The organism is Tropicibacter sp. S64 (assembly GCF_049803835.1).
Taxonomy (GTDB): Bacteria; Pseudomonadota; Alphaproteobacteria; order Rhodobacterales; family Rhodobacteraceae; genus Pacificoceanicola.
In genome coordinates this window covers 74,889-94,396 of record NZ_JBNAGK010000003.1, presented here as the reverse complement: position 1 = coordinate 94,396, position 19,508 = coordinate 74,889, and the positions used below count along the sequence as shown (strand labels likewise).

The following is a 19,508-nucleotide window of genomic DNA, read 5'->3' as shown; positions in this document are numbered from 1 at the left end:
TATCTGCCCTACCGCCCGCACAAAAAAGCGGCAAGAGTGGAAAACCCGCCCATCACGAAAATGCAATGACCGGGGTGCGCGCCGGCAACCTCCCGCCGTCCGCGTCTTCTCTGGTCCGGTGTGCCGCGGCGGGCCCGTGAGCAAATTCCTGGACCCAGAATTTGCTCACGCCCGATTTCAGACGTGCCGCGTATCGGGATGCAGCGCGGTGCCGAGGATATGTTCGGCGCGATGGATCACATGCCCCGCCCCGCCCACGATCAGCGGATCGGGCGGCGTGGCGATGGCCGGGTCCTTGCCCGGATAATCCAGCGTGGCGAGGAAATGCTTCATGCAATTCAGCCGCGCCCGCTTCTTGTCGTCGGACTTGATCACGGTCCAGGGCGCATCCGCCGTATCGGTATAGAAAAACATCGCCTCTTTCGCCTCGGTGTAATCGTCCCACTTGTCGAGGCTGGCCTTGTCGATCGGCGAGAGCTTCCACTGCTTGAGCGGATCGGTCTCGCGGCTCTCGAACCGGGTGCGCTGCTCGGCCCGCGTCACAGAGAACCAGTATTTGTAAAGCTGGATGCCCGAGCGCACCAGCATCCGCTCCAGCTCCGGCGTCTGGCGCATGAACTCCAGGTATTCGTTGGGCTGGCAGAAGCCCATGACCCGCTCGACCCCGGCACGGTTGTACCACGAGCGATCATAGAGCACGATCTCCCCCGCCGTCGGCAGGTGCTGGATATAGCGCTGGTAGTACCACTGGCCGCGCTCCTCGTCCGTGGGCTTGTTCAGCGCCACCACCCGCGCGGCGCGCGGATTGAGGTGTTCGGTGAAGCGTTTGATCGTGCCGCCCTTGCCCGCCGCGTCGCGCCCTTCGAACAGCAAGACGAATTTCTGCCCGGTCTCCTGCGCCCAGAGCTGCACCTTCAGCAGCTCCGCCTGCAGCTTGGCCTTCTCCTTCTCGTAGGCCCGCGTCGACAGGCGCGTGTGATAGGGATAGGCCCCGGTTTCGAAAGCCCGGCGGATCTCGTCCGCCGTCGGCTGAGGCTTCACCGGGGGTTTCGGCGGAACCTGACCCGCCTCCCTGGCGGCGTCGTTCGCCGCCTTCGGGATCGCGGGCGCTTCGGGGGGTGTGGGCAGGTCGGGGGTCACGGCGGATTCGGTCATGCGGTCTCCAGTGTCATGGCATGGCCGCGACTCTACCCGGAACGGCAAAGGGCCGCCTTGACACGCGTCAAGACGACCCCTCGTTTCGGCCAAAGCCGGTCTTACTTGGCGACGCGGTACTTGGAGTGGCAGGCCTTGCAAGCGCCGCCCAGCGTGCCCATCGCCGGACCGATGTCCGCCTGGGCGCTGATGGTGATGCCTTCCGCCGCGGTCTTCAGATCGCCCGCCTTGGCGGTGAAATCGGCATAGTCTTCCCAGATCACCGGCAACGCTTCCGAGGCCGGATCGCTCTCGTTGGCCTCGAACAGCGCCGGAACCTCACTCGCTTCCGCCACGATCTTGTCGACCGCCGCCTGCGCCGCCGCCGCGTCGAAAGCCACCGCGCCCTTGGCCATGTCACCCAGCACCTTCATGGAGCCGCCGATCTCTTCCATGGCCTCCATGCGCGCCTTCACCACCGGGTTCGACGCCTCTTCCTCGGCCCAGAGCGCCCCGGCTATACCCGCCGCGACAACCAACCCTGCAACAATCGCCTTCTTCATGTTCGCTCCTCTCGCTGTAAACATGCGCAAATCTTCCGGTGTAGTTGTATCAGCAGTTTGACGCCCGTGTCTCACGTCTTCGTCAACTGGGAGTGGGGGATATCACCCACCCAGCACATCCCGCCACGAATGCTCCGGCGCGAAACCGAGCATCGCCTTGGCCTTGCGATTGCAATAGAAGGTCTCGTTGCCCTCCATCTGCCGCTTCACCGGCACGCCGGGATAGAACCGCTCGCGCACCTCCGCATTGCTCGCCCCCACCGACAGATCGTCATTCGAGACGTTGAACACCTCATAGCCCAGCCCATCCGTCTCCAGGCACCGCATCACCATCTGCCCCAGATCGCGCACGTCGATATAGGCAAAGATGTTGCGCTCGCGCAGCGCAGCGTCCCGCACATAGGCCGGGAATTTCGTCTCGTATTCTTCCGGCTCGATCACGTTGTTGATCCGAAGGCCGTAGATGTCGATGCCCGAGCGCTGCTGGAACGACCGCCCCGCAACCTCGTTGCAGACCTTCGACATCGCATAGGCGTCCTCCGGCACCGTCGGGTGATCCTCGTCCACCGGGATGTACTCCGGCTTGCGCGTGCCATCGGCGAAACACACGCCATACGTCGTCTCGGAACTGGCGAAGATCACCTTGGGAATGCCCAGCTTCACCGCCGCTTCCATGACATTGTAGGTCGAGAGCGTATTGACGCGGTAAGTCTCGCAGTCGGGCTGGATCAGGATACGGGCGAGCGCGGCGAAATGCACCACCGCGTCGAATTTCGGCACCCCGGTGCCCGGCTCCAGTTCGCCGAAGTTCGCGTATCCCGACAGCGCCGAGAACACCTGCCCCGGATCGGTCAGGTCACAGATCAGGTTATCCACGCCCTCCGCCTGCAAAGGCTGCAAATCGAGGTTCAGGACCGTATGGCCCGCCGCCGCCAGCATCGGCAGGATATGCCGCCCTGCCTTGCCGCTGCCGCCCGTGAATGCAATGCGCATGATGTCTCCTCCTTTGGGTCAGGGCCAGAGGTAGCGGCATTTGTCCTCGGGGCAAAGGCTGGATGCGCAGGAAAGGGAAACACGCCCCGTGCGGCGAGGGCGCCGGACTCTTGCAAAGAGTCCGGTCCGATTTCTTTCCAAGAAATCGGGGCGTCGGTCTCCGGTTTGCACGGATAGGCACCCCGGTCGGGCTCGCGGCGTCTGCGCGGTCCGGCAGGGGCTCCGCCCGTTCGAGCCTCAAACCGTGCTGCGCACGTTCGATGCTGCAAAAGCCTTGCTTTTGCGGGCGCATCTCATACTGGAGAGTTTGCCGCTGCGCGGTCCGGCTCTCACCCCATTGATTTTCCCGGCCACATCCGGCACATCGGCCCAAGCACGCAAGAGGGACTCCCATGACACGCATCGACGCCACCTTCGCCCGCCTGAAGGCCGACGGAAAGAAAGCCTTCGTTTCCTATATCATGGCAGGCGATCCGGACGTCGAAACCTCGCTCGCCGTCATGAAGGGCCTGCCGGGCGCCGGGGTCGACATCATCGAGCTGGGCCTGCCCTTCACCGATCCCATGGCCGATGGCGCCACCATCCAGCTCGCCGGGCAGCGCGCGCTCGAAGGCGGCATGACCCTGGACAAGACCCTCCAGCTGGTCCGCGACTTCCGCGCCGGGGACACCGACACCCCCATCGTGCTCATGGGCTACTACAACCCGATCTACTCGCGCGGCGTCGACACCTTCCTGGCGCAGGCCAGGGAGGCCGGCATCGACGGTCTGATCGTCGTCGACCTGCCGCCCGAGGAGGACGACGAGCTGTGCATCCCGGCGCAGAAGGCCGGCCTGAACTTCATCCGCCTCGCGACGCCCACCACCGATGACAAGCGCCTGCCGAAGGTGCTGCAGAACACCTCCGGCTTCGTCTACTACGTCTCCATCACCGGCATCACCGGCGCCGCCGCCGCGCAGGCGACCGACGTCGGCCCCGAGGTCGCGCGGATCAAGGCCCAGACCGACATTCCCGTGATCGTCGGCTTCGGCATCCGCACGCCGGAGACCTCCCGCGAAATCGCCAGCGTGGCGGACGGCTGCGTCGTCGGCTCCGCCATCGTGGCCGAGATCGCCGCGGGCAAGAGCGTCGATCAGGTGCTGGCCTTCGTCTCCGGGCTGGCCGCGGGTGCGCATTCCGCCTGACAGGCGACCGAATCCATGCCGCAAACCCCCTGCGCCGCGCAGCCCTGACAGCTTGCGCGGCCGCCCTGCCGCACCTGCGCCTCGCACAAGAGCCGCGCCATGACCCGCCCGAGGGCCGGACGGCTGACCGGCTTCGAGACATGCGCATCGACGCCCTGTCGCAGATAGTCCTGGACCTGGTGGGTCATGGCATTGGCGGTCAGCGCGATGATCGGCACGCGCGGCAGATCGCGCGCGGCTTCGAACTGGCGGATGAAGGCAGCGGCCTCCAGCCCGTCCATCTCCGGCATGTTCACGTCCATCAGGATCAGGTCATAGGGGTCCGCGGTATGGGCCGCGACCGCGCCCACCCCGGTTTCGACCATGTCGAGGCGCAGCTCGTACCGGCGCAGCAGCAGACCGAGCACCTGCTGGTTCGTCAGGTTGTCCTCCGCCACGAGGACGCGCCACGGGCGCGACAGCAGCACCAGCTCGAACTCGTCCGGCCCATGCTCCTGCCCGACCTCCGAGACCTCTGCCTCCACCGCCCGCCAGCGTGCCACGAACTCCGCCCCGCCATCCGGCACGGCGCTGTACACGAGATCGCCGCCCATCATCCGGCACAGCTCGCGGGACACCGCCAGCCCGAGGCCGGTGCCGCCGAACTTGCGGGTGATCGAGGCGTCCGCCTGGCTGAACGGCTGGAACAGCCGCCCCTGCAGGTCCGGGGCCACGCCCGGCCCGGTGTCGCGGACCCGCGCTTCCATCATCTCCCCGCGCCGCGTCACGGTCAGGGAAATGCCGCCGGTGTCCGTGAACTTGATGGCGTTCGACATCAGGTTGCCGAGCACCTGGCGCAGCCGGGTGGGATCGGCCTCCAGCCAGACCCGCGCCTCCTCCGCGATCGACAGCGCGAACCCCAGCCCCTTCTCCGCCGCCTGCACCGCGTAGACCCGCGCCTGCCCCTCGACCAGCGCCACGAGGTCCGTCGCGATGGTCTCGATCTCCAGTTGCCGCGCCTCGATCTTCGACAGGTCGAGCACATCGTTGAGCAGCGCGAGCAGCGTATCGCCGGACGATTGCAACAGATGCAGCATGTCGAGCTGCTCCGGGCGCAGCGGCGTCTCCGCCAGCGCGGTGGCCATGCCCAGCAGGCCGTTCAGCGGCGTGCGGATCTCGTGGCTGATCATCGCGAGGAAGGCGCTCTTGGCCTCGTTCGCCTTCTCCGCCTGCTGCTTCGCCGCCTCCAGGTCCGCGGTCCGCTGCGCCACCTCGACCTCCAGCAAGCGCGCCTGCTGGCGCAGCGCCTTGTTCGCCTCGTAGAGCGCGCGCGATTTCGCCTCCAGCATGGCCTCCACCTCGGCCCGGGCACGCCGCTCGCGCTCGTACCGACGGCGGGACACCGTCTCGGGCGGCTGGGGGGGCACGGCCTGCGACAACGCCCTATCCGGCTACGCGGACATGAAAGCGCGCGCCGGACACCTCCGCCCCCGGCAGCGGCACTTGCACGATGTCCAGCGGCGTGCCGAAGGCCGCGCCGCAGGCCTCGATCAGGCCGAGACAGAACGGCACCAGCGGCCGCGGCGAACGGTAGTCCATCGTCACCCCGCCCTGCCCGTCCCGCGTCGTGACGAACCGGGGCAGCTCCGCGTCCGGGTACAGCTTGCGCACCTCCACATGCACCTCGCCCTCGACCGCCTCCAGCATCTCCAGCGCCGACCGCTTGCCCTCGAAGAACCCGCCGTACCGCTCGCGGAACACCTGCATCACCCAATGCCCGAACCGCCGTTGCAACTCCGCCCCGGCCAGTCCGGTCTCCACGCTCAGCGCCTCCACGATCTGCATCAACTCGCCGCAGGGGTAATTCCCCACCGCCGTGTACGCCCCGTCACTCTCCAGCGCGAGCCGGTCGAGCACCGCATCCACCCGCGCCTCGCCGATCGCCTCCTCCGCCATCGCCAGCAGCTCCGTAAACACGAATCCCTTCACGAGCCGCCTCCAACGCTCACGAACCCGCGCGCACCCTACCCCGCGCCCATGAACAACGGCTTAAACCCCGAGCTCCACCATTGCCACGCCGCCCCGAAATTGGTAATCCAACCTTACCAATTTCAGCACAAAGGCCGACTCGCATGCCCGTCATCACCGAAATCGAAGACCTCAAGCGCATCTACCGCCGCCGCGTGCCGAAAATGTTCTACGACTACTGCGAATCCGGCTCCTGGTCGGAACAGACCTTCCGCGAGAACTCCTCCGACTTCGACAAGATCTACCTGCGCCAGCGCGTCGCCCTCGACATGGCGAACCGCTCCACCAAAACCAAACTCATCGGCCAGGACGTCTCCATGCCCGTCGCCCTCGCCCCCGTCGGCCTCACCGGCATGCAGCACTTCGATGGCGAGATCAAAGCCGCGAAGGCCGCCGAGAAATTCGGCGTCCCCTTCTGCCTCTCCACCATGTCCATCTGCTCCATCGAGGATGTCGCCTCGAACACCTCCAAACCCTTCTGGATGCAGGTCTACACGCTGAAGGACGACACCTTCATGCAGAACCTCTTCGACCGGGCGAAGGCCGCGAACTGCTCCGCCGCCGTCATCACCGTCGACCTCCAGCTCCTCGGCCAGCGCCACAAGGACCTCAAGAACGGCCTCTCCGCCCCGCCCAAACTCACCCCCAAATCCATCGCCAACATGATGACGAAGGTGCAGTGGGGCCTCGGCATGCTGCAAACCAAGCGCCGCTTCTTCGGCAACATCGTCGGTCACGCGAAGGGCGTCTCGGACGCCTCCTCCCTGACCACATGGACCGCCGAAAGCTTCGACCAGTCCCTCGACTGGGACCGCATCCGCCAGTTCCGCAAGATGTGGGACGGCCCGCTGATCATCAAGGGCATCATGGACCCGCGCGACGCGCTGGAGGCCCTGAACGTCGGCGCGGACGCCATCGTCGTCTCCAACCACGGCGGCCGCCAGCTCGACGGCGCCCTCTCCTCCATTCGCGCGCTCGAACCGATCATCGACGCGGTCGGCGACAAGATCGAGGTCCACATCGATTCCGGCATCCGCTCCGGCCAGGACGTCCTCAAGGCCACCGCCATGGGCGCCAAGGGCTGCTGGATCGGCCGCGCCTACGTCTACGGGCTTGGCGCCATGGGCGAGGCCGGCGTCACCAAGGCCCTGCAGGTCATCCACAAAGAGCTGGATATGTCCATGGCGTTGTGTGGGCATCGCAACATTCAGGGCGTGGACCGCGATATTCTGATGGTCCCGAAGGGGTTTTCGGGGGAGTGGGGGTGAGGGGGGAAATTTATATAACAAGAAATCTTGATGGCGTTTGAAAAAGTTCCAACTCTGAATGCGGCTTGGGGATGGAGGACGTGAATTGGTGGCGAGGAGTGGGCAGCAAGAGAAGCAAGTTTACTGGGAAAGCAGACTTCGCAAAATCCTGTCACCACTTCCGCTTTATAACGTACTGATAGTGAGCTGGGCTCTCGAATCGGCAAGGCAGGGGCGATTGAAAGCGGCTGCCAAACATATTGAGGTCTTGGGAACTGCGGAAGACTATCGCCTTCTGGGAAAGTTTTTCATCCCTCCGCACAACGTAGATTCAGTTGTTAACGAGCGCTTGACTTATGGACCGGACGACGCGTATTCGCGCCGCATTTTAGATCTAAGAACTTGGGGCGCGGCAGCCAAACTTTTCAACACCTACAACGGGCTAGCGAACTCTGAGAGCGTTCTCGACTTCCATGGCAGTGAGATTATGGAAGCAATGCCGAGGCTATTCTGGCCGCAATACGACTGGCAAATCGGCTACGACAATCTTCCCAGAATAACCAAAGCCTGGATGCTTTATGCTACTGCCGAAGCAAAGAAGGCATTTCACTCGAAACACGGTGTCGAACTGGACACATTGACGCAGGTTGCATTCTCGATATACTGTGCGACTGAAGAATTCCCCGCCATTCGCGTCCCACACCTCCTCAAAAACGGCATTGACGCCAATACAGTTGTCCAAGTCCTGAATGCTATTGGAGGCACATTCGAACAACAAAGTAGGTTCGCGCAAGAAATTCGCAACATAAGTCTTCCGCGAGATTTTCGGCGCAGCGTCGTGAAGGAACGGCCACTTTTCTTAGCTTGGGACCGAAACTCCGCGATAATTGTAGTCCCGTCACGCGACCTCTTACTCCGTAGAATTACCGAAGGGCTTTATTTTGACTGCGTGCAGGACAGCGCCTCCAGAAACGCCGCAGCAGCCGCGTTTGAAGGTTTATGCAAGGTGATGCTTGAGCACTATTGCAGCCCAGCATGCAAAATTGAGAGTGAACGACATACAAGTTACGGCATGAGTGCCGACCTTTTCCTGCATTCAGAAGCCGAAAACTTTGAAATAATTGCAGAATGCAAATCGCGCAGGCTTCCTCAAGCGGTTCTAACATCGCCGAACCCTTGGATGTCTAGCCCCGAGTACTTCCAAGATATCATCAAGGGCGTAGTACAAGTTTGGCGCACGAAGCAAGAGTTTTCCAGCACATCACCACGTAAATCATATGGGTTGATTATCACCTATGATCCATGGACCGCCTTAGGAAACACTTACATTAGAGAAATTTTCAGAGAGGCGCACAAACTGGCAGACAAGTTTGCAGTCTCCCAAGAGTTCCGCATTCCCGTCATATCTGTGGACTACACAGATTTGGAAAGGTGTCTCGCTCTGTTCTCAATATCAGACTTAAAGGAGGCCATAAATCGCTCTACTGAAGAGAAACTACATGGGTACTTTCTTTACGGAATTCTGGAAGAAATTGGCGCAGTCCGGAAGCCAAGAGAGGAGCGCATGCCCTACGACAAGCTCATTTCCGGGAGGTTGCCATGGTGGGACAATCTTAACTCATCGGCGAGCGAAGGGCCATCACATCAACGTTAGTTGGTAATTGCTTCCCTAAGCAACGGGCGGGGAAATCCTAAAATTAACCCATTGTTAACAAACAATGTTTCGCGCGCGAAACATTTTGACGGTCACCTGACCGAGGGGCCCCACCCGAATCGCCTTGTCTTCCCCCCCGATCCGGTGTACGCGCAGGCCCTCATCGCAGGGTGACAGCCTTGGAGGCACCCTGCCCTAGACATATTGGAGAATACCATGGCTGGAGAGATTCCGGATCTCGTCGCCTCTGAACGCACGGGGACAGGCAAGGGCGCCGCTCGTCAGGCCCGTCGCGACGGCCTCGTTCCGGGGATCGTTTTCGGTGGCGAGCATGACCCGCTGCCCATCAACATCCCCTTCAACGTCCTTCTGAAGCGCCTCAAGCAGGGCCGTTTCAAGTCGACCCTGTTCAACCTGCAGGTCGAAGGCCACGACGACGTCCGCGTTATCTGCCGCGACGTGCAGCGCGATGTGGTCAAGGACCTGCCGACCCACGTCGACTTCATGCGCCTGCGCCGCACCACCCGCGTGAACCTCTTCATCCCCGTTGAATTCATCAACGAAGAGGCCGCCCCGGGTATCCGCAAGGGTGGCGTTCTGACCGTGGTTCGCAACGAAGTCGAGCTCGAAGTCACCGCCGGTGACATCCCCGAGAAGATCACCGTCGACCTGACCGGCATGAACATCGGCGACATCGTCCACATCGAGGACGTGACCCTGCCGGAAGGCACCAAGCCGACGATCGACCGCAACTTCGTCATCGCCAACATCTCCGCTCCGTCGGGCCTCAAGGCTGCGGGCGATGACGAGGACGAGGCGGAAGAGGGCGGCGAGGAGTAATCCTCCGGCCTTTCGCAGACACGTTCAAGGCCCCTGCCCAACGGCGGGGGCCTTTCTTCATGTCTTGCGCGAAGTTGGCCCGACAACACCCTGTTCAGGAAAGCTTTATCCAAGACCAGGCCAGGCACGACCCGGCCATCCCCGCCGGAACCGTTGTCTTGGCTGCCGGAAAGCCCTAGGTAGGGCCGCAGACACAGGCATGGAGGCGCTCTTGCAGATCTTTGTCGGCCTCGGAAATCCCGGGGCGAAGTACGCGGGAAACCGGCACAACATCGGTTTCATGGCGCTCGACCGGATCGCGTCCGATCACGGGTTCGGGCCGTGGAAGGCCAAGTTCCAGGGCCAGATCGCCGAAGGCCGGCTGGGCGCGGACAAGGTGCTGCTGCTCAAGCCCGAGACCTTCATGAACCTGTCCGGGCAGTCCGTCGGCGAGGCCATGCGGTTCTACAAGCTGACACCGGGCGATGTGACCGTCTTCCATGATGAGCTTGATCTTGCCCCCGGGAAATGCCGGGTGAAGATGGGGGGCGGGCATGCGGGGCATAATGGCCTGCGCTCCATTCACGCGCATATCGGCGAGGCTTACCAAAGGGTTCGCCTGGGGATCGGCCATCCGGGGCGCAAGGAGCTGGTGTCGGCCTATGTCCTGCACGATTTTCACAAGGCGGATGAAGGCTGGCTGGACGACCTGATGCGCGGGATTTCGGACGGAGCGCCGGCCCTGGCGGATGGGGATGCCGCGCGGTTCTCGAACGCCGTGGCGCAACGCACCGCGCCGCCCCGGTCGTCGAAGACCGCAAAGGCCCCGGAGACCCCTGCCGCGCCTGCGGATACGCCGCAGCCCGAGGATACCCGAAGCCCGCTGCAGAAGCTGGCGGACAAGTTCCGCTGAGGAGAGACCATGGTAGAGAAAGACCCTGCGATCAATGTCTTGGGCGGCACACTTGAAGTGTGCGGCATGAGCCCGGTAACCGGCTATTTCCGCGACGGACACTGCAATACCTGCGCCGAAGACCGGGGCAGCCATACGGTCTGCGCGGTGATGACGGCGGAGTTCCTGGCCTTTTCCAAGTATGTCGGCAACGATCTGAGCACGCCACGCCCCGAGTTCGGGTTCAAAGGGCTGGAACCCGGCGATTGCTGGTGCCTGTGCGCGGCGCGGTTCCTGCAGGCTCATGACGAAGGCTGCGCACCGAAGGTACATCTGGAGGCCACGCACCAAAGGGCGCTGGATATCGTGAATATCGCAATACTGAAAGAGAATGCCGCCTGAAGCGCTCTCAGCGCCAATTTAAACTGGATTAAGACAAGGTCAGAGTCGGAGAGACCTCGCTCTCCGTGTCCGCGCCGCATGCCGAACATCGCTCCGGCGGCTAAGGGACTTGCCTGTATATTCCGAACAAATGGTCGCAAGGCAGGCGGCAATTTTGGCGAGTTTGATTATATACCCGATTTATCCAATGTTTTATCCACAGGGTGTGCCCTTTGGCCAAGCCCATGTCCAGCCCGCCCCTGCATCAACACGCTCCGGGCGGCTTGTTTGGTGTCGCCGAGTCAGTCCGGAGACGCGGAAGAAACCTCGCCCCGACAAACCCTTACACGTCAATCCTTACATGGTGCACGTAGAAAAAGGGGCTGCTGAGCAGCCCCTATTCAATCCGTGCAAGCAATCCTGACGCGAACACCGGACAGGGTGTCAGTCCATCTTGCGCCCTTCGGTCCCGCTCATGTCGACGCCGAGATGCTTGGCGACGGTGAAGATGTCCTTGTCGCCGCGACCGCAGAGATTCATGCAGATGATGTGATCCTTCGGCAGCTTGGGGGCGATCTTCATCACGTGGCCAAGTGCGTGCGAGGGTTCCAGCGCCGGGATGATGCCCTCGGTCTCGCAGCAGAGCTGGAAGGCTTCGAGCGCCTCCTTGTCGGTGATCGAGACGTATTCAGCGCGGCCTACGTCATGCAGCCAGGAGTGCTCCGGCCCGATGCCGGGGTAGTCGAGACCGGCGGAGATCGAGAAGCCTTCGAGGATCTGGCCGTCTTCGTCCTGAAGCAGGTAAGTGCGGTTGCCATGCAGCACGCCGGGGCGGCCCCCTGTCAGGGAGGCGCAATGCTCCATCTTCTCGTTGACGCCCTTGCCCCCCGCCTCGACGCCGATGATCTGAACCGATTTGTCGTCGAGGAAGGGGTAGAACAGGCCCATGGCGTTGGAGCCGCCGCCGATGGCCGCGACCAGCATATCGGGCAGACGGCCCTCGGCCTCCATCATCTGCTCTTTCGCTTCCTTGCCGATGATCGACTGGAAGTCGCGGACCATCGCCGGGTACGGGTGCGGGCCGGCGACGGTGCCGATGCAGTAGAAGGTGTCGCGCACGTTTGTGACCCAGTCGCGCAGCGCGTCGTTCATGGCGTCCTTGAGCGTGCCGCGCCCGGAGGTCACGGGGATGACCTCCGCGCCGAGCAGCTTCATGCGGAAGACGTTGGGCTGCTGCCGCTCGACGTCATGGGCGCCCATGTAGACCACGCATTTGAGGCCGAACTTCGCGCAGACGGTGGCCGTGGCGACGCCGTGCTGACCGGCGCCGGTTTCGGCGATGATCCGGGTCTTGCCCATGCGGCGCGCGAGGATGATCTGGCCGAGCACGTTGTTGATCTTGTGCGCGCCGGTGTGGTTCAGCTCGTCGCGCTTCATGTAGACCTTGGCGCCGCCGAGGCGGTCCGTCAGGCGTTCGGCGAAGTAGAGCGGCGAGGGGCGGCCGACGTAATGCTTCCAGAGGAAGTCCATTTCGGCCCAGAAGGTCGGGTCGGTCTTGGCCTTTTCGTATTCCTCTTCGAGCGAGAGGATGAGCGGCATGAGCGTTTCGGACACGAAGCGCCCGCCGAAGATGCCGAAGCGGCCCTTTTCATCGGGGCCGTTCATGAACGAGTTGAACAGGTCGTCCGCCATGGTGTTTCTCCGCGTTTTGTTCCCGCCTTCTTAGGGGAGCGGACGGGCAATGAAAATGCGGAAAATGGCTCAGGCGGCGGCGGCGGCGTGGCGGGCGGTGCGCCAGAGGGTGACGATCTCCTCGCGCGTGGGCTCGGTCTCGCAGACGAAGGCGTGAGCGGCGTGGTATCGGGCGTTGCGGAGCGCCAGCGCTTCCAGATCCCGCGCCGCCGGACCGCCCGCAAAACTGCGCAGCGCAGCGGCATCGGTCCAGATCAGGGTTGCGAACTGATAGGACCCGGAGCGGAAGACGGCGGATTTGCGGAAACCGGGCAGGATCTTTGCCGCAGGTCTGAGGCCGCGCAGGGCGGAGGACAGCGACAGGGACTTGAAGAAACCGGCGGGTTCGACGCCGGCGACATAGACATGGTACATTGACTTGACCCTTGGAAAACGAAACGCGGAACCCCCATGTAGGGTTAACCTATCCTAAAGAGTCAGGTCTCTCAAGCGCTGGTTGACGCAGCGGCACGTTCGAGGGCGGGGTAGCGCAGGCCGAGGGTCACGCCGCGCGCCAGCATGGAGATCAGGAAGGCGGCCCAGAGGCCGTGGTTGCCCATCGGCCCGATCAGGGCCCAGACCGCGACGAGGTAGATCGCGGCGGAGACCACCATCATGTTGCGCATGTCCGCCGAGCGGGTGGCGCCGATGAAGATGCCGTCGAGCATGACGAGGCCGAGCATCAGCACGGGCGTGGCGACCATCCAGGGCAGGTAGATGCGGGCGGTTTGCTGCACCTCCGGGTCCTTGGCCATGATGTCGATGAGCAGCGGACCGCCGAGGGCGAAGGCGGCGGCCATGGCGAGGCTGAAGATCAGCGCCCAGAGCGAGGTCATCTTTGCCGCGGTGCGGATGCGGGCCACTGCCCCGGCCCCGAAGGCCTGGCCGACCAGCGCCTCGGCGGCGAAGGCGAAGCCGTCGAGGGCGAACCCGGCGATGTAGAGGAATTGCAGCAGCACCTGGTTGGCGGCGAGGGTCACCGCCCCGAAATGCCCGCCGAGCAGCAGGAAGGAGACGAAGATCCCCTGCAGCAGCATGGAGCGGATCAGGATGTCGGTGTTCACGAGCGCCATGTGGCGCAGTTTCACGCGGTCGAAGACGCGCGCCCAGTCGCGCCAGTCGGGCACACCGAAGGCGGCGCGGCAGAGCCAGAGGCCGAGCGCGAGGCCGGACCATTCGGCGAGGAAGGTGGCGAGGGCGACGCCGTCGACACCCATGTTCAGCTGCAGCACGAAGAGGAGGTCGAGGGTGATGTTGACGCCGTTCATCCAGAGCTGGAGCAGCAGCACGTCGCGGGTGCGCTCCTGTGCGATCAGCCAGCCGGTGATGCCGTAGATGGCGATGGCGGCGGGGGCGGACCAGATGCGGATCTGCATGTAGGCACGGGCGAGGTCCTCGACCTTCTGCCCGGCGGGCGACAGGCGGAAGGCGGCCCAGTACACGAGGTCCTGCAACAGGATCAGCGCCAGCCCCCCGGCGAGGCCGATCATCAGCACGCGGGTCAAGAGGGCGGCGACCTCGGCGCGGTTCCCCTGCCCCGCCGCCTGCGCCGTGAGGCCGGTGGTGCCCATGCGCAGGAAGCCGAAGATCCAGTAGACCGCCGAAAGGATCACGGCACCGACGCCGACGGCGGCGATGGGCTCGGCCTCCGGGATCTGGCCGACGACGCCGGTATCCACCGCCCCGAGGATCGGCACGGTGACATTGGCGAGCAGGATCGGCAGGGCGATGCTGAGCACCCGCCGGTGGGTGATGGGCTTGTCGTCGGTCATGTCGGGCTTTCTGGTGCGCCTGCGGGGCGCGGGACGGACTACGGATCAGGAGAAAGAAGACGCGGGGGACGCGGCGCCTCAGCCTTCCGGGCGCGGCATCAGGAAATGCGCGGTGGCCTGCGCGATGGGCCGGTCGTGGTTGTCCTGCCAGGCCTCCGCCTGCACCGAGGCGTAGCGCCGCCCGGAGCGGGTGACGCGGGCGCGGGCATAGGCGTCGCGCGGCAGGCCGGTGCGCAGGTAATCGACGGTGAAGTCGATGGTCTTCGGCAGGCGCGGCAGGGCCCCCCGCGCCATCTCCTCGGCGTCGAGCTTGCCGCTTTCGATGTCGGCCCAGAGCCAGGTCCAGTTGAGCGTCATCATCGCGGTGACTTCGAGAAAGGCCGCCGTGACGCCGCCGTGGATGGCCGGCAACACCGGGTTGCCGATGATCTTGTCATCATAGGGCAGGATCGCGGTCAGCTCGTCGCCGCGCCGGTCGAAATGAATGCCGAGATACTGGATGTAGGGCACGCCGGAGACGAGGGCGGAGAGCGCGGCGTCGCGGCGCTGCTTGATGACCTGGACCGGCTCGGGCTTGCGGCGATCACTCATTGCTTTTGCTCCTCGACGGTGAAGGCTCCCGTGGCGCTGGCCACCGGGCGCGTACGGTCCTCGTCGAAGGCGGTAGCGCGGACGAAGGCGACGGAGCGGGTGATGTGGTAGCACTCGGCGCGGCAGGTGATGGTCTGGCCGGGGGTTGCGGGGCGCATGTAGTCGATGCGCAGGTTTATCGTCGCCGTACCGCCGGGCGATTTCGGGTGCGCGATGACCGCCGCGCCGCCGGAGGTGTCCATCAGCGCCGAGACCGCGCCACCGTGGATCACGCCGGTCTCCGGGTCGCCGATGAAGCGCGCGTCATAGGGCAGCTGGATCTCCGCCACGCCGTCGCCGATCTCGGTGATCTTCATGCCCAGCGCCTTGCAATGCGGCAGGTATTCGATGAATTGCTTGGCGAGGGTTGCCTTGTCGACGGCCATTGGTGGCTCCGGGTTGCAGGTCCTTGTGCCTTTATGGGTCGGCGGGCGCGGGGCTGCAAGCGCGGGCTGATTGCAGTTGCCACCGGCAGGACGCCGTCCTATCGTCGCGCCCGGAAGAGGATACCGATGACCAGCGAACCCCGTCTCAGCTTCAAGGAAATGTGCGCGAAGTTCGACGTGACGCCGCGCACGCTGCGGTATTACGAGTATATCGAGCTGCTGGCCCCGGAGCGGGACGGACGGGCGCGGTTCTACGGCCCGCGCGAGATTGCCCGCATGACGCTGATCCTGCGTGGCCGCAAGTTCGGTTTCCAGCTCGAGGACATCCGCCAGTGGCTGATGATCTACGAGGAGCAGGGCACCGAAGCGCAGATGCGGGCCTGGGTGGAGATGGCGGACCGGCAGCTCGGGGAACTGGCCGAGCAGAAGGCGCAGCTCGAAGAGGCCATGGACGAGCTCCGGGCGCTGCGCGACCGCACCGCGGACAGCCTGCCGGACGCCACCTGACCCGCCGGTCTCCGCGAAAGCGCCCCGCCTTGACCGTGTGACACGCATACGCTGCCGCGCCTGCGGCGCTCCGGAGATGATCGCGTCGCGGATTGAGTCAGGTTGAAGGCGGAACGCTGTGGGATAATCCGTATAGGCCTGCTGGCGGAGGCTTGCCGGGTATGGAATACCCGACCGTGTTAACCTTCGTTAATGAAACAATCTAATAGCGGCTACGCGCTGACGTGCATTGATGTTACGTCAAGCAAGAAGTGACGCAGCGTATGACTTACGTCAACGTTTTTTCCCATTGTATGGATGTGAGGCAGAGCGCACCTCACGTCGCATCGCAACAGACATGAGGACCGCGAGACGAAATGACCGACGACAGGATAATGACAATCCGGGAGATGTGCGACGCATTCGAGGTGACCCCCCGAACCTTGCGCTTCTACGAGCAGAAGGAGTTGCTGTTTCCCATCCGTGAAGGCCAGAAGCGGCTGTTTACCCGGCGCGACCGCGCCCGCCTCAAGCTGATCCTGCGCGGCAAGCGCTTTGGCTTCAGCCTCGAGGAGATCCGGCAATTGCTGGACCTGTACCATGTGGGCGACCAGCAGCAGACCCAGCTGCAGCGCTCCTACGAGGTGGCACAGGCGCGGCTTGGCGATCTGGAGAAGCAGCGCGAGGATCTCGACACCGCGATCTCCGAGCTTCAGGACCAGATGAAATGGGCCGAGCGCATGCTGGCCACGATGACGCAGAAGAAAAGCGCGGCCGAATAGCCCTCGGCCGCAGATCCCGAGGAGGACCCCAATGCCCAGCTACACCGCACCGGTCAAGGACCAGATGTTCGTCCTGAACGAGTTGCTGAAGATTTCCGAGCAGGACGTGCCCGGATATGACGAGCTCGACCGTGACACGCTCGACGCCATTCTCGGCGAGGCCGCCAAGCTGGCGGGCGATGTGCTCGCGCCGCTGAACGCGGTGGGCGACACGCAGGGCTGCGTGCTGGAAAACGGCGTGGTGCGCACGCCGGAGGGGTTCAAGGCCGCGTTCGACCAGGTGCGCGAGGGCGGCTGGACGGCTCTGGATTGCGATCCGGAGTACGGCGGGCAAGGATTGCCCTACCTGGTGAGCACCGCCGTGGGCGAGCAGTTCTCTGCCGCCAACATGGCCTTCAACATGTACCAGGGCCTGACCCATGGCGCCTATTCGGCGATCCATGCGCATGGCTCGGACGAGCAGAAGGCGACCTATCTGCCGAAGATGGTGACCTGCGAGTGGACCGGCACGATGAACCTGACCGAGCCGCATTGCGGCACGGACCTCGGCCTGATGCGCACCAAGGCGGTGCCGCAGGAGGACGGGACGTACAAGGTCTCGGGGCAGAAGATCTTCATCTCCGCTGGCGACCACGACATGAGCGAGAACGTGATTCATCTCGTGCTGGCGAAGATCCCGGGCGGGCCGGAGGGCATCAAGGGTGTCTCCCTCTTCATCGTGCCGAAGTTCATCGTCGAGAATGGTCAGCCGGGCGCACGCAATGGCGTGTCGGTCGGCAAGATCGAGGAGAAGATGGGCATCCACGGCAACTCCACCTGCGTGATGAATTACGACGAGGCGACGGGGTATCTGCTTGGCGAGGCGCACAAGGGGATGCGGGCGATGTTCACGATGATGAACGAGGCGCGCATCGGCGTCGGCCTGCAAGGCTTTGCCCAGGCGGAAGCGGCGTATCAGAACGCGGTGATCTACGCGAAGGACCGGCTGCAGGGGCGTGACGTGACCGGGGCGAAGAACCCGGACGGCCCGGCCGATCCGCTGATCGTGCATCCGGACATCCGGCGCAACCTGATGGATCAGAAGTCCTTTGTCGAAGGGGCGCGGGCCTTCACCTACTGGGGCGCGGCGATGATCGACCGGGCGCACAAGTGCGAGGACAAGGCGGCGGACGGGCTGATTTCGCTGCTGACGCCGGTCATCAAGGGCTTCCTGACCGACCGCGGCTTCGACATGGCGGTGCAGGCGCAACAGGTCTATGGCGGGCACGGCTACATCGAGGAATGGGGCATGTCCCAATTCGCCCGCGATGCCCGGATCGCGATGATCTACGAAGGCGCGAACGGCGTTCAGGCGCTGGACCTCGTGGGCCGCAAGCTGGCGCAGGACGGCGGCAAGCATGTGATGGCCTTCTTTGCCATGGTGACCGACTTCATCAAGGAGACGAAGGGGCGTTCGGAGGGGTTCGAGAAGGACTTCCGCGAGCCGTTGAAGAAGGCCTCGAAGGATCTTCAGTCGGCGGGGATGTTCTTCATGCAGAACGGCATGAAGAACCCGAACGCGGCGCTGTCGGGTTCGTATGACTTCATGCACCTCTTCGGCCATGTCTGCCTTGGCCTGATGTGGGCGAAAATGGCGGTGGCGGCGGAAGACGCGCTGGCCGCCGGGGCGTCGGACACCGCCTTCTACGAGACCAAGATCGCCACGGGCCGCTATTACATGGCACGGCAGCTGCCGCTGACAGGCACGCACCTCGCGCGGATCGAAAGCGGTGCGGAGACGGTGATGGCGCTGGACGCGGAGGCGTTCTGATTTGGGAAGGGCGTGCGGGGCCTAGCCCCGCGCATTCTTGTCTGGAGTGCGGGGCATAGCCCCGCCCTACGGGGTAGGCGCGGGGCAGGGTTCTGTCCCGCGTTCTTGTTTGGGGAAGGTGGGTTTGAGGGGCAGAGAGGCTGGAGACTCTCGGCACCGGGAGACTTGGCAGGCTCACCGCCGCCAGATCGCCGCTTCGGGCTGTGACGCAGGCGCAGTTCGAGCCCGAACCCGCCACATGCCGCGCATCATGCGAAGTGCCGGCTCGACGGTCGGTTCTGCAAGTCGCTGTAAGGGCAGACATCGTCTTCGAAGGGGACATGCCGGCGGCGAAACTGGGTGTCGGTTATCGCTTCCGGCTGGCTGATCCTGTCCATCCGGAAGTGTCGGAAGTCGGTGCGCATCGGGTCCCATCCTACCAGATACCACAGGGGCGGGAGGATCAACATGGCTTGCGGCTCGACTGCGCGCCGGGTCTTGCGCCCTTTCGAATCGCGATAGTCGAACTGAATGAGGTGCCGCCCCAGAAACGCCCTTTCAAACGCCGGGAGCAATTCCGGATCCATCCTGCCCATGTCAGACAAATCCTGCAGCGGCGACAGCTTGCCGATGTGCAGGCAGTCCAGAAAGTTGCGGAGATCCTTCACCTTGTCGGATGGCAGGGATCGTTCGATTTTGGCTAGCCCCGCATCGGCGAGTTCGGAGAACGGCAGGTTCCCGGCGGCCCGCATTGCCGCGACACTGATCAAAAGGGCAAAGACCTCGGGCACCGTCAGTCTGGCATTCGTTTGAACCGACTGTGGGTCGAGTTGCAGCCCGCCGCCCCGGCCCACATCGGAATGGATGACGTAGCCCTCGTCACGCAGGGCAGAAATATCGCGCAGCACGGTGCGGCGGGACGCACCGACCTCTTCGGCCAGAGCATCAACGGTGGATGTGCCATTGCGGCGGAGGCTCCGCACGATGGCGTCATGTCTCGATCTTAGGTTCATGAAACGACCCTAGCACAAATGGTGACATTATTTGGCACTATTTTG

General features: G+C 63.8%; 20 protein-coding genes. 9 read left to right on the top strand and 11 right to left on the bottom strand.

Annotation, left to right across the window (positions count from 1 at the left end; all coding sequences use genetic code 11):
- Positions 1-177: 177 nt before the first annotated feature.
- From ppk2 to ACP159_RS06090, 3 genes are all read right to left on the bottom strand, one after another.
- Entirely contained in the window at positions 178-1,155 is a 978-nt protein-coding gene (gene ppk2 / locus ACP159_RS06100) for a polyphosphate kinase 2 (RefSeq protein ID WP_425098767.1), read from the bottom strand.
- A gap of 101 nt (positions 1,156-1,256) precedes the next feature.
- On the bottom strand, positions 1,257-1,697 hold the full coding sequence (locus ACP159_RS06095; protein WP_425098766.1) for a c-type cytochrome: 441 nt from the start codon (positions 1,695-1,697) through the stop codon (positions 1,257-1,259).
- Positions 1,698-1,799: 102 nt separating this feature from the next.
- On the bottom strand, positions 1,800-2,690 hold the full coding sequence (locus tag ACP159_RS06090; protein ID WP_425098765.1) for an NAD-dependent epimerase/dehydratase family protein: 891 nt from the start codon (positions 2,688-2,690) through the stop codon (positions 1,800-1,802).
- Between the two features lie 392 nt (positions 2,691-3,082).
- Between ACP159_RS06090 and trpA the strand changes: the two genes are divergently transcribed.
- Positions 3,083-3,874, top strand: a complete 792-nt coding sequence (gene trpA / locus ACP159_RS06085) for a tryptophan synthase subunit alpha (RefSeq protein WP_425098764.1) — start codon at positions 3,083-3,085, stop codon at positions 3,872-3,874.
- Here trpA and ACP159_RS06080 read toward each other — a convergent pair.
- Together ACP159_RS06080 and ACP159_RS06075 are read right to left on the bottom strand one after the other, a co-directional pair.
- Positions 3,823-5,280, bottom strand: coding sequence for an ATP-binding protein (locus ACP159_RS06080; RefSeq protein WP_425098763.1), 1,458 nt, complete (start codon positions 5,278-5,280; stop codon positions 3,823-3,825). The two genes, trpA and ACP159_RS06080, sit on opposite strands and share 52 nt — an antisense overlap.
- A gap of 16 nt (positions 5,281-5,296) precedes the next feature.
- Entirely contained in the window at positions 5,297-5,842 is a 546-nt protein-coding gene (locus tag ACP159_RS06075) for a heme NO-binding domain-containing protein (protein ID WP_425098762.1), read from the bottom strand.
- A 143-nt stretch (positions 5,843-5,985) separates the two neighbouring features.
- On the opposite strand from ACP159_RS06075, the gene ACP159_RS06070 reads away from it, so the two are divergent.
- The 5 genes from ACP159_RS06070 (at position 5,986) to ACP159_RS06050 (ending at position 10,895) form a co-directional block, all read left to right on the top strand.
- Positions 5,986-7,149, top strand: coding sequence for an alpha-hydroxy acid oxidase (locus ACP159_RS06070; RefSeq protein ID WP_425098761.1), 1,164 nt, complete (start codon positions 5,986-5,988; stop codon positions 7,147-7,149).
- Positions 7,150-7,207: 58 nt separating this feature from the next.
- On the top strand, positions 7,208-8,782 hold the full coding sequence (locus ACP159_RS06065; protein WP_425098760.1) for a hypothetical protein: 1,575 nt from the start codon (positions 7,208-7,210) through the stop codon (positions 8,780-8,782).
- 216 nt (positions 8,783-8,998) lie between these two features.
- On the top strand, positions 8,999-9,622 hold the full coding sequence (locus tag ACP159_RS06060; RefSeq protein ID WP_425098759.1) for a 50S ribosomal protein L25/general stress protein Ctc: 624 nt from the start codon (positions 8,999-9,001) through the stop codon (positions 9,620-9,622).
- A 211-nt stretch (positions 9,623-9,833) separates the two neighbouring features.
- Complete coding sequence (pth, locus tag ACP159_RS06055) at positions 9,834-10,514, top strand: aminoacyl-tRNA hydrolase (protein WP_425099042.1); 681 nt, start codon at positions 9,834-9,836, stop codon at positions 10,512-10,514.
- 9 nt (positions 10,515-10,523) lie between these two features.
- Positions 10,524-10,895, top strand: coding sequence for a DUF2237 family protein (locus ACP159_RS06050; protein ID WP_425098758.1), 372 nt, complete (start codon positions 10,524-10,526; stop codon positions 10,893-10,895).
- 423 nt (positions 10,896-11,318) lie between these two features.
- On the opposite strand, the gene trpB is transcribed toward ACP159_RS06050, so the two are convergent.
- The 5 genes from trpB to ACP159_RS06025 form a co-directional block, all read right to left on the bottom strand.
- The gene (gene trpB, locus ACP159_RS06045; protein WP_425098757.1) at positions 11,319-12,566 is read right to left on the bottom strand and encodes a tryptophan synthase subunit beta; all 1,248 of its coding nucleotides are present in this window, start codon (positions 12,564-12,566) and stop codon (positions 11,319-11,321) included.
- A gap of 69 nt (positions 12,567-12,635) precedes the next feature.
- On the bottom strand, positions 12,636-12,980 hold the full coding sequence (locus tag ACP159_RS06040; protein ID WP_425098756.1) for a hypothetical protein: 345 nt from the start codon (positions 12,978-12,980) through the stop codon (positions 12,636-12,638).
- 71 nt (positions 12,981-13,051) lie between these two features.
- The gene (locus ACP159_RS06035; protein WP_425098755.1) at positions 13,052-14,377 is read right to left on the bottom strand and encodes an MATE family efflux transporter; all 1,326 of its coding nucleotides are present in this window, start codon (positions 14,375-14,377) and stop codon (positions 13,052-13,054) included.
- 78 nt (positions 14,378-14,455) lie between these two features.
- A complete protein-coding gene (locus ACP159_RS06030) occupies positions 14,456-14,968 on the bottom strand; it encodes a PaaI family thioesterase (RefSeq protein ID WP_425098754.1) in 513 nt (170 codons plus the stop codon).
- Positions 14,965-15,393, bottom strand: a complete 429-nt coding sequence (locus tag ACP159_RS06025) for a PaaI family thioesterase (RefSeq protein ID WP_425098753.1) — start codon at positions 15,391-15,393, stop codon at positions 14,965-14,967. The genes ACP159_RS06030 and ACP159_RS06025 overlap by 4 nt, the downstream gene beginning before the upstream one ends.
- A 126-nt stretch (positions 15,394-15,519) precedes the next feature.
- Between ACP159_RS06025 and ACP159_RS06020 the strand changes: the two genes are divergently transcribed.
- The 3 genes from ACP159_RS06020 to ACP159_RS06010 all read left to right on the top strand — a co-directional run bounded on the left by ACP159_RS06020 (position 15,520) and on the right by ACP159_RS06010 (position 18,471).
- Positions 15,520-15,900, top strand: a complete 381-nt coding sequence (locus tag ACP159_RS06020; RefSeq protein WP_425098752.1) for a MerR family transcriptional regulator — start codon at positions 15,520-15,522, stop codon at positions 15,898-15,900.
- 356 nt (positions 15,901-16,256) lie between these two features.
- Positions 16,257-16,661, top strand: coding sequence for a MerR family transcriptional regulator (locus ACP159_RS06015; RefSeq protein ID WP_425098751.1), 405 nt, complete (start codon positions 16,257-16,259; stop codon positions 16,659-16,661).
- Positions 16,662-16,692: 31 nt separating this feature from the next.
- On the top strand, positions 16,693-18,471 hold the full coding sequence (locus tag ACP159_RS06010) for an acyl-CoA dehydrogenase C-terminal domain-containing protein (protein WP_425098750.1): 1,779 nt from the start codon (positions 16,693-16,695) through the stop codon (positions 18,469-18,471).
- Between the two features lie 248 nt (positions 18,472-18,719).
- On the opposite strand, the gene ACP159_RS06005 is transcribed toward ACP159_RS06010, so the two are convergent.
- The gene (locus ACP159_RS06005) at positions 18,720-19,463 is read right to left on the bottom strand and encodes a helix-turn-helix transcriptional regulator (RefSeq protein ID WP_425098749.1); all 744 of its coding nucleotides are present in this window, start codon (positions 19,461-19,463) and stop codon (positions 18,720-18,722) included.
- Positions 19,464-19,508 lie beyond the last annotated feature (45 nt).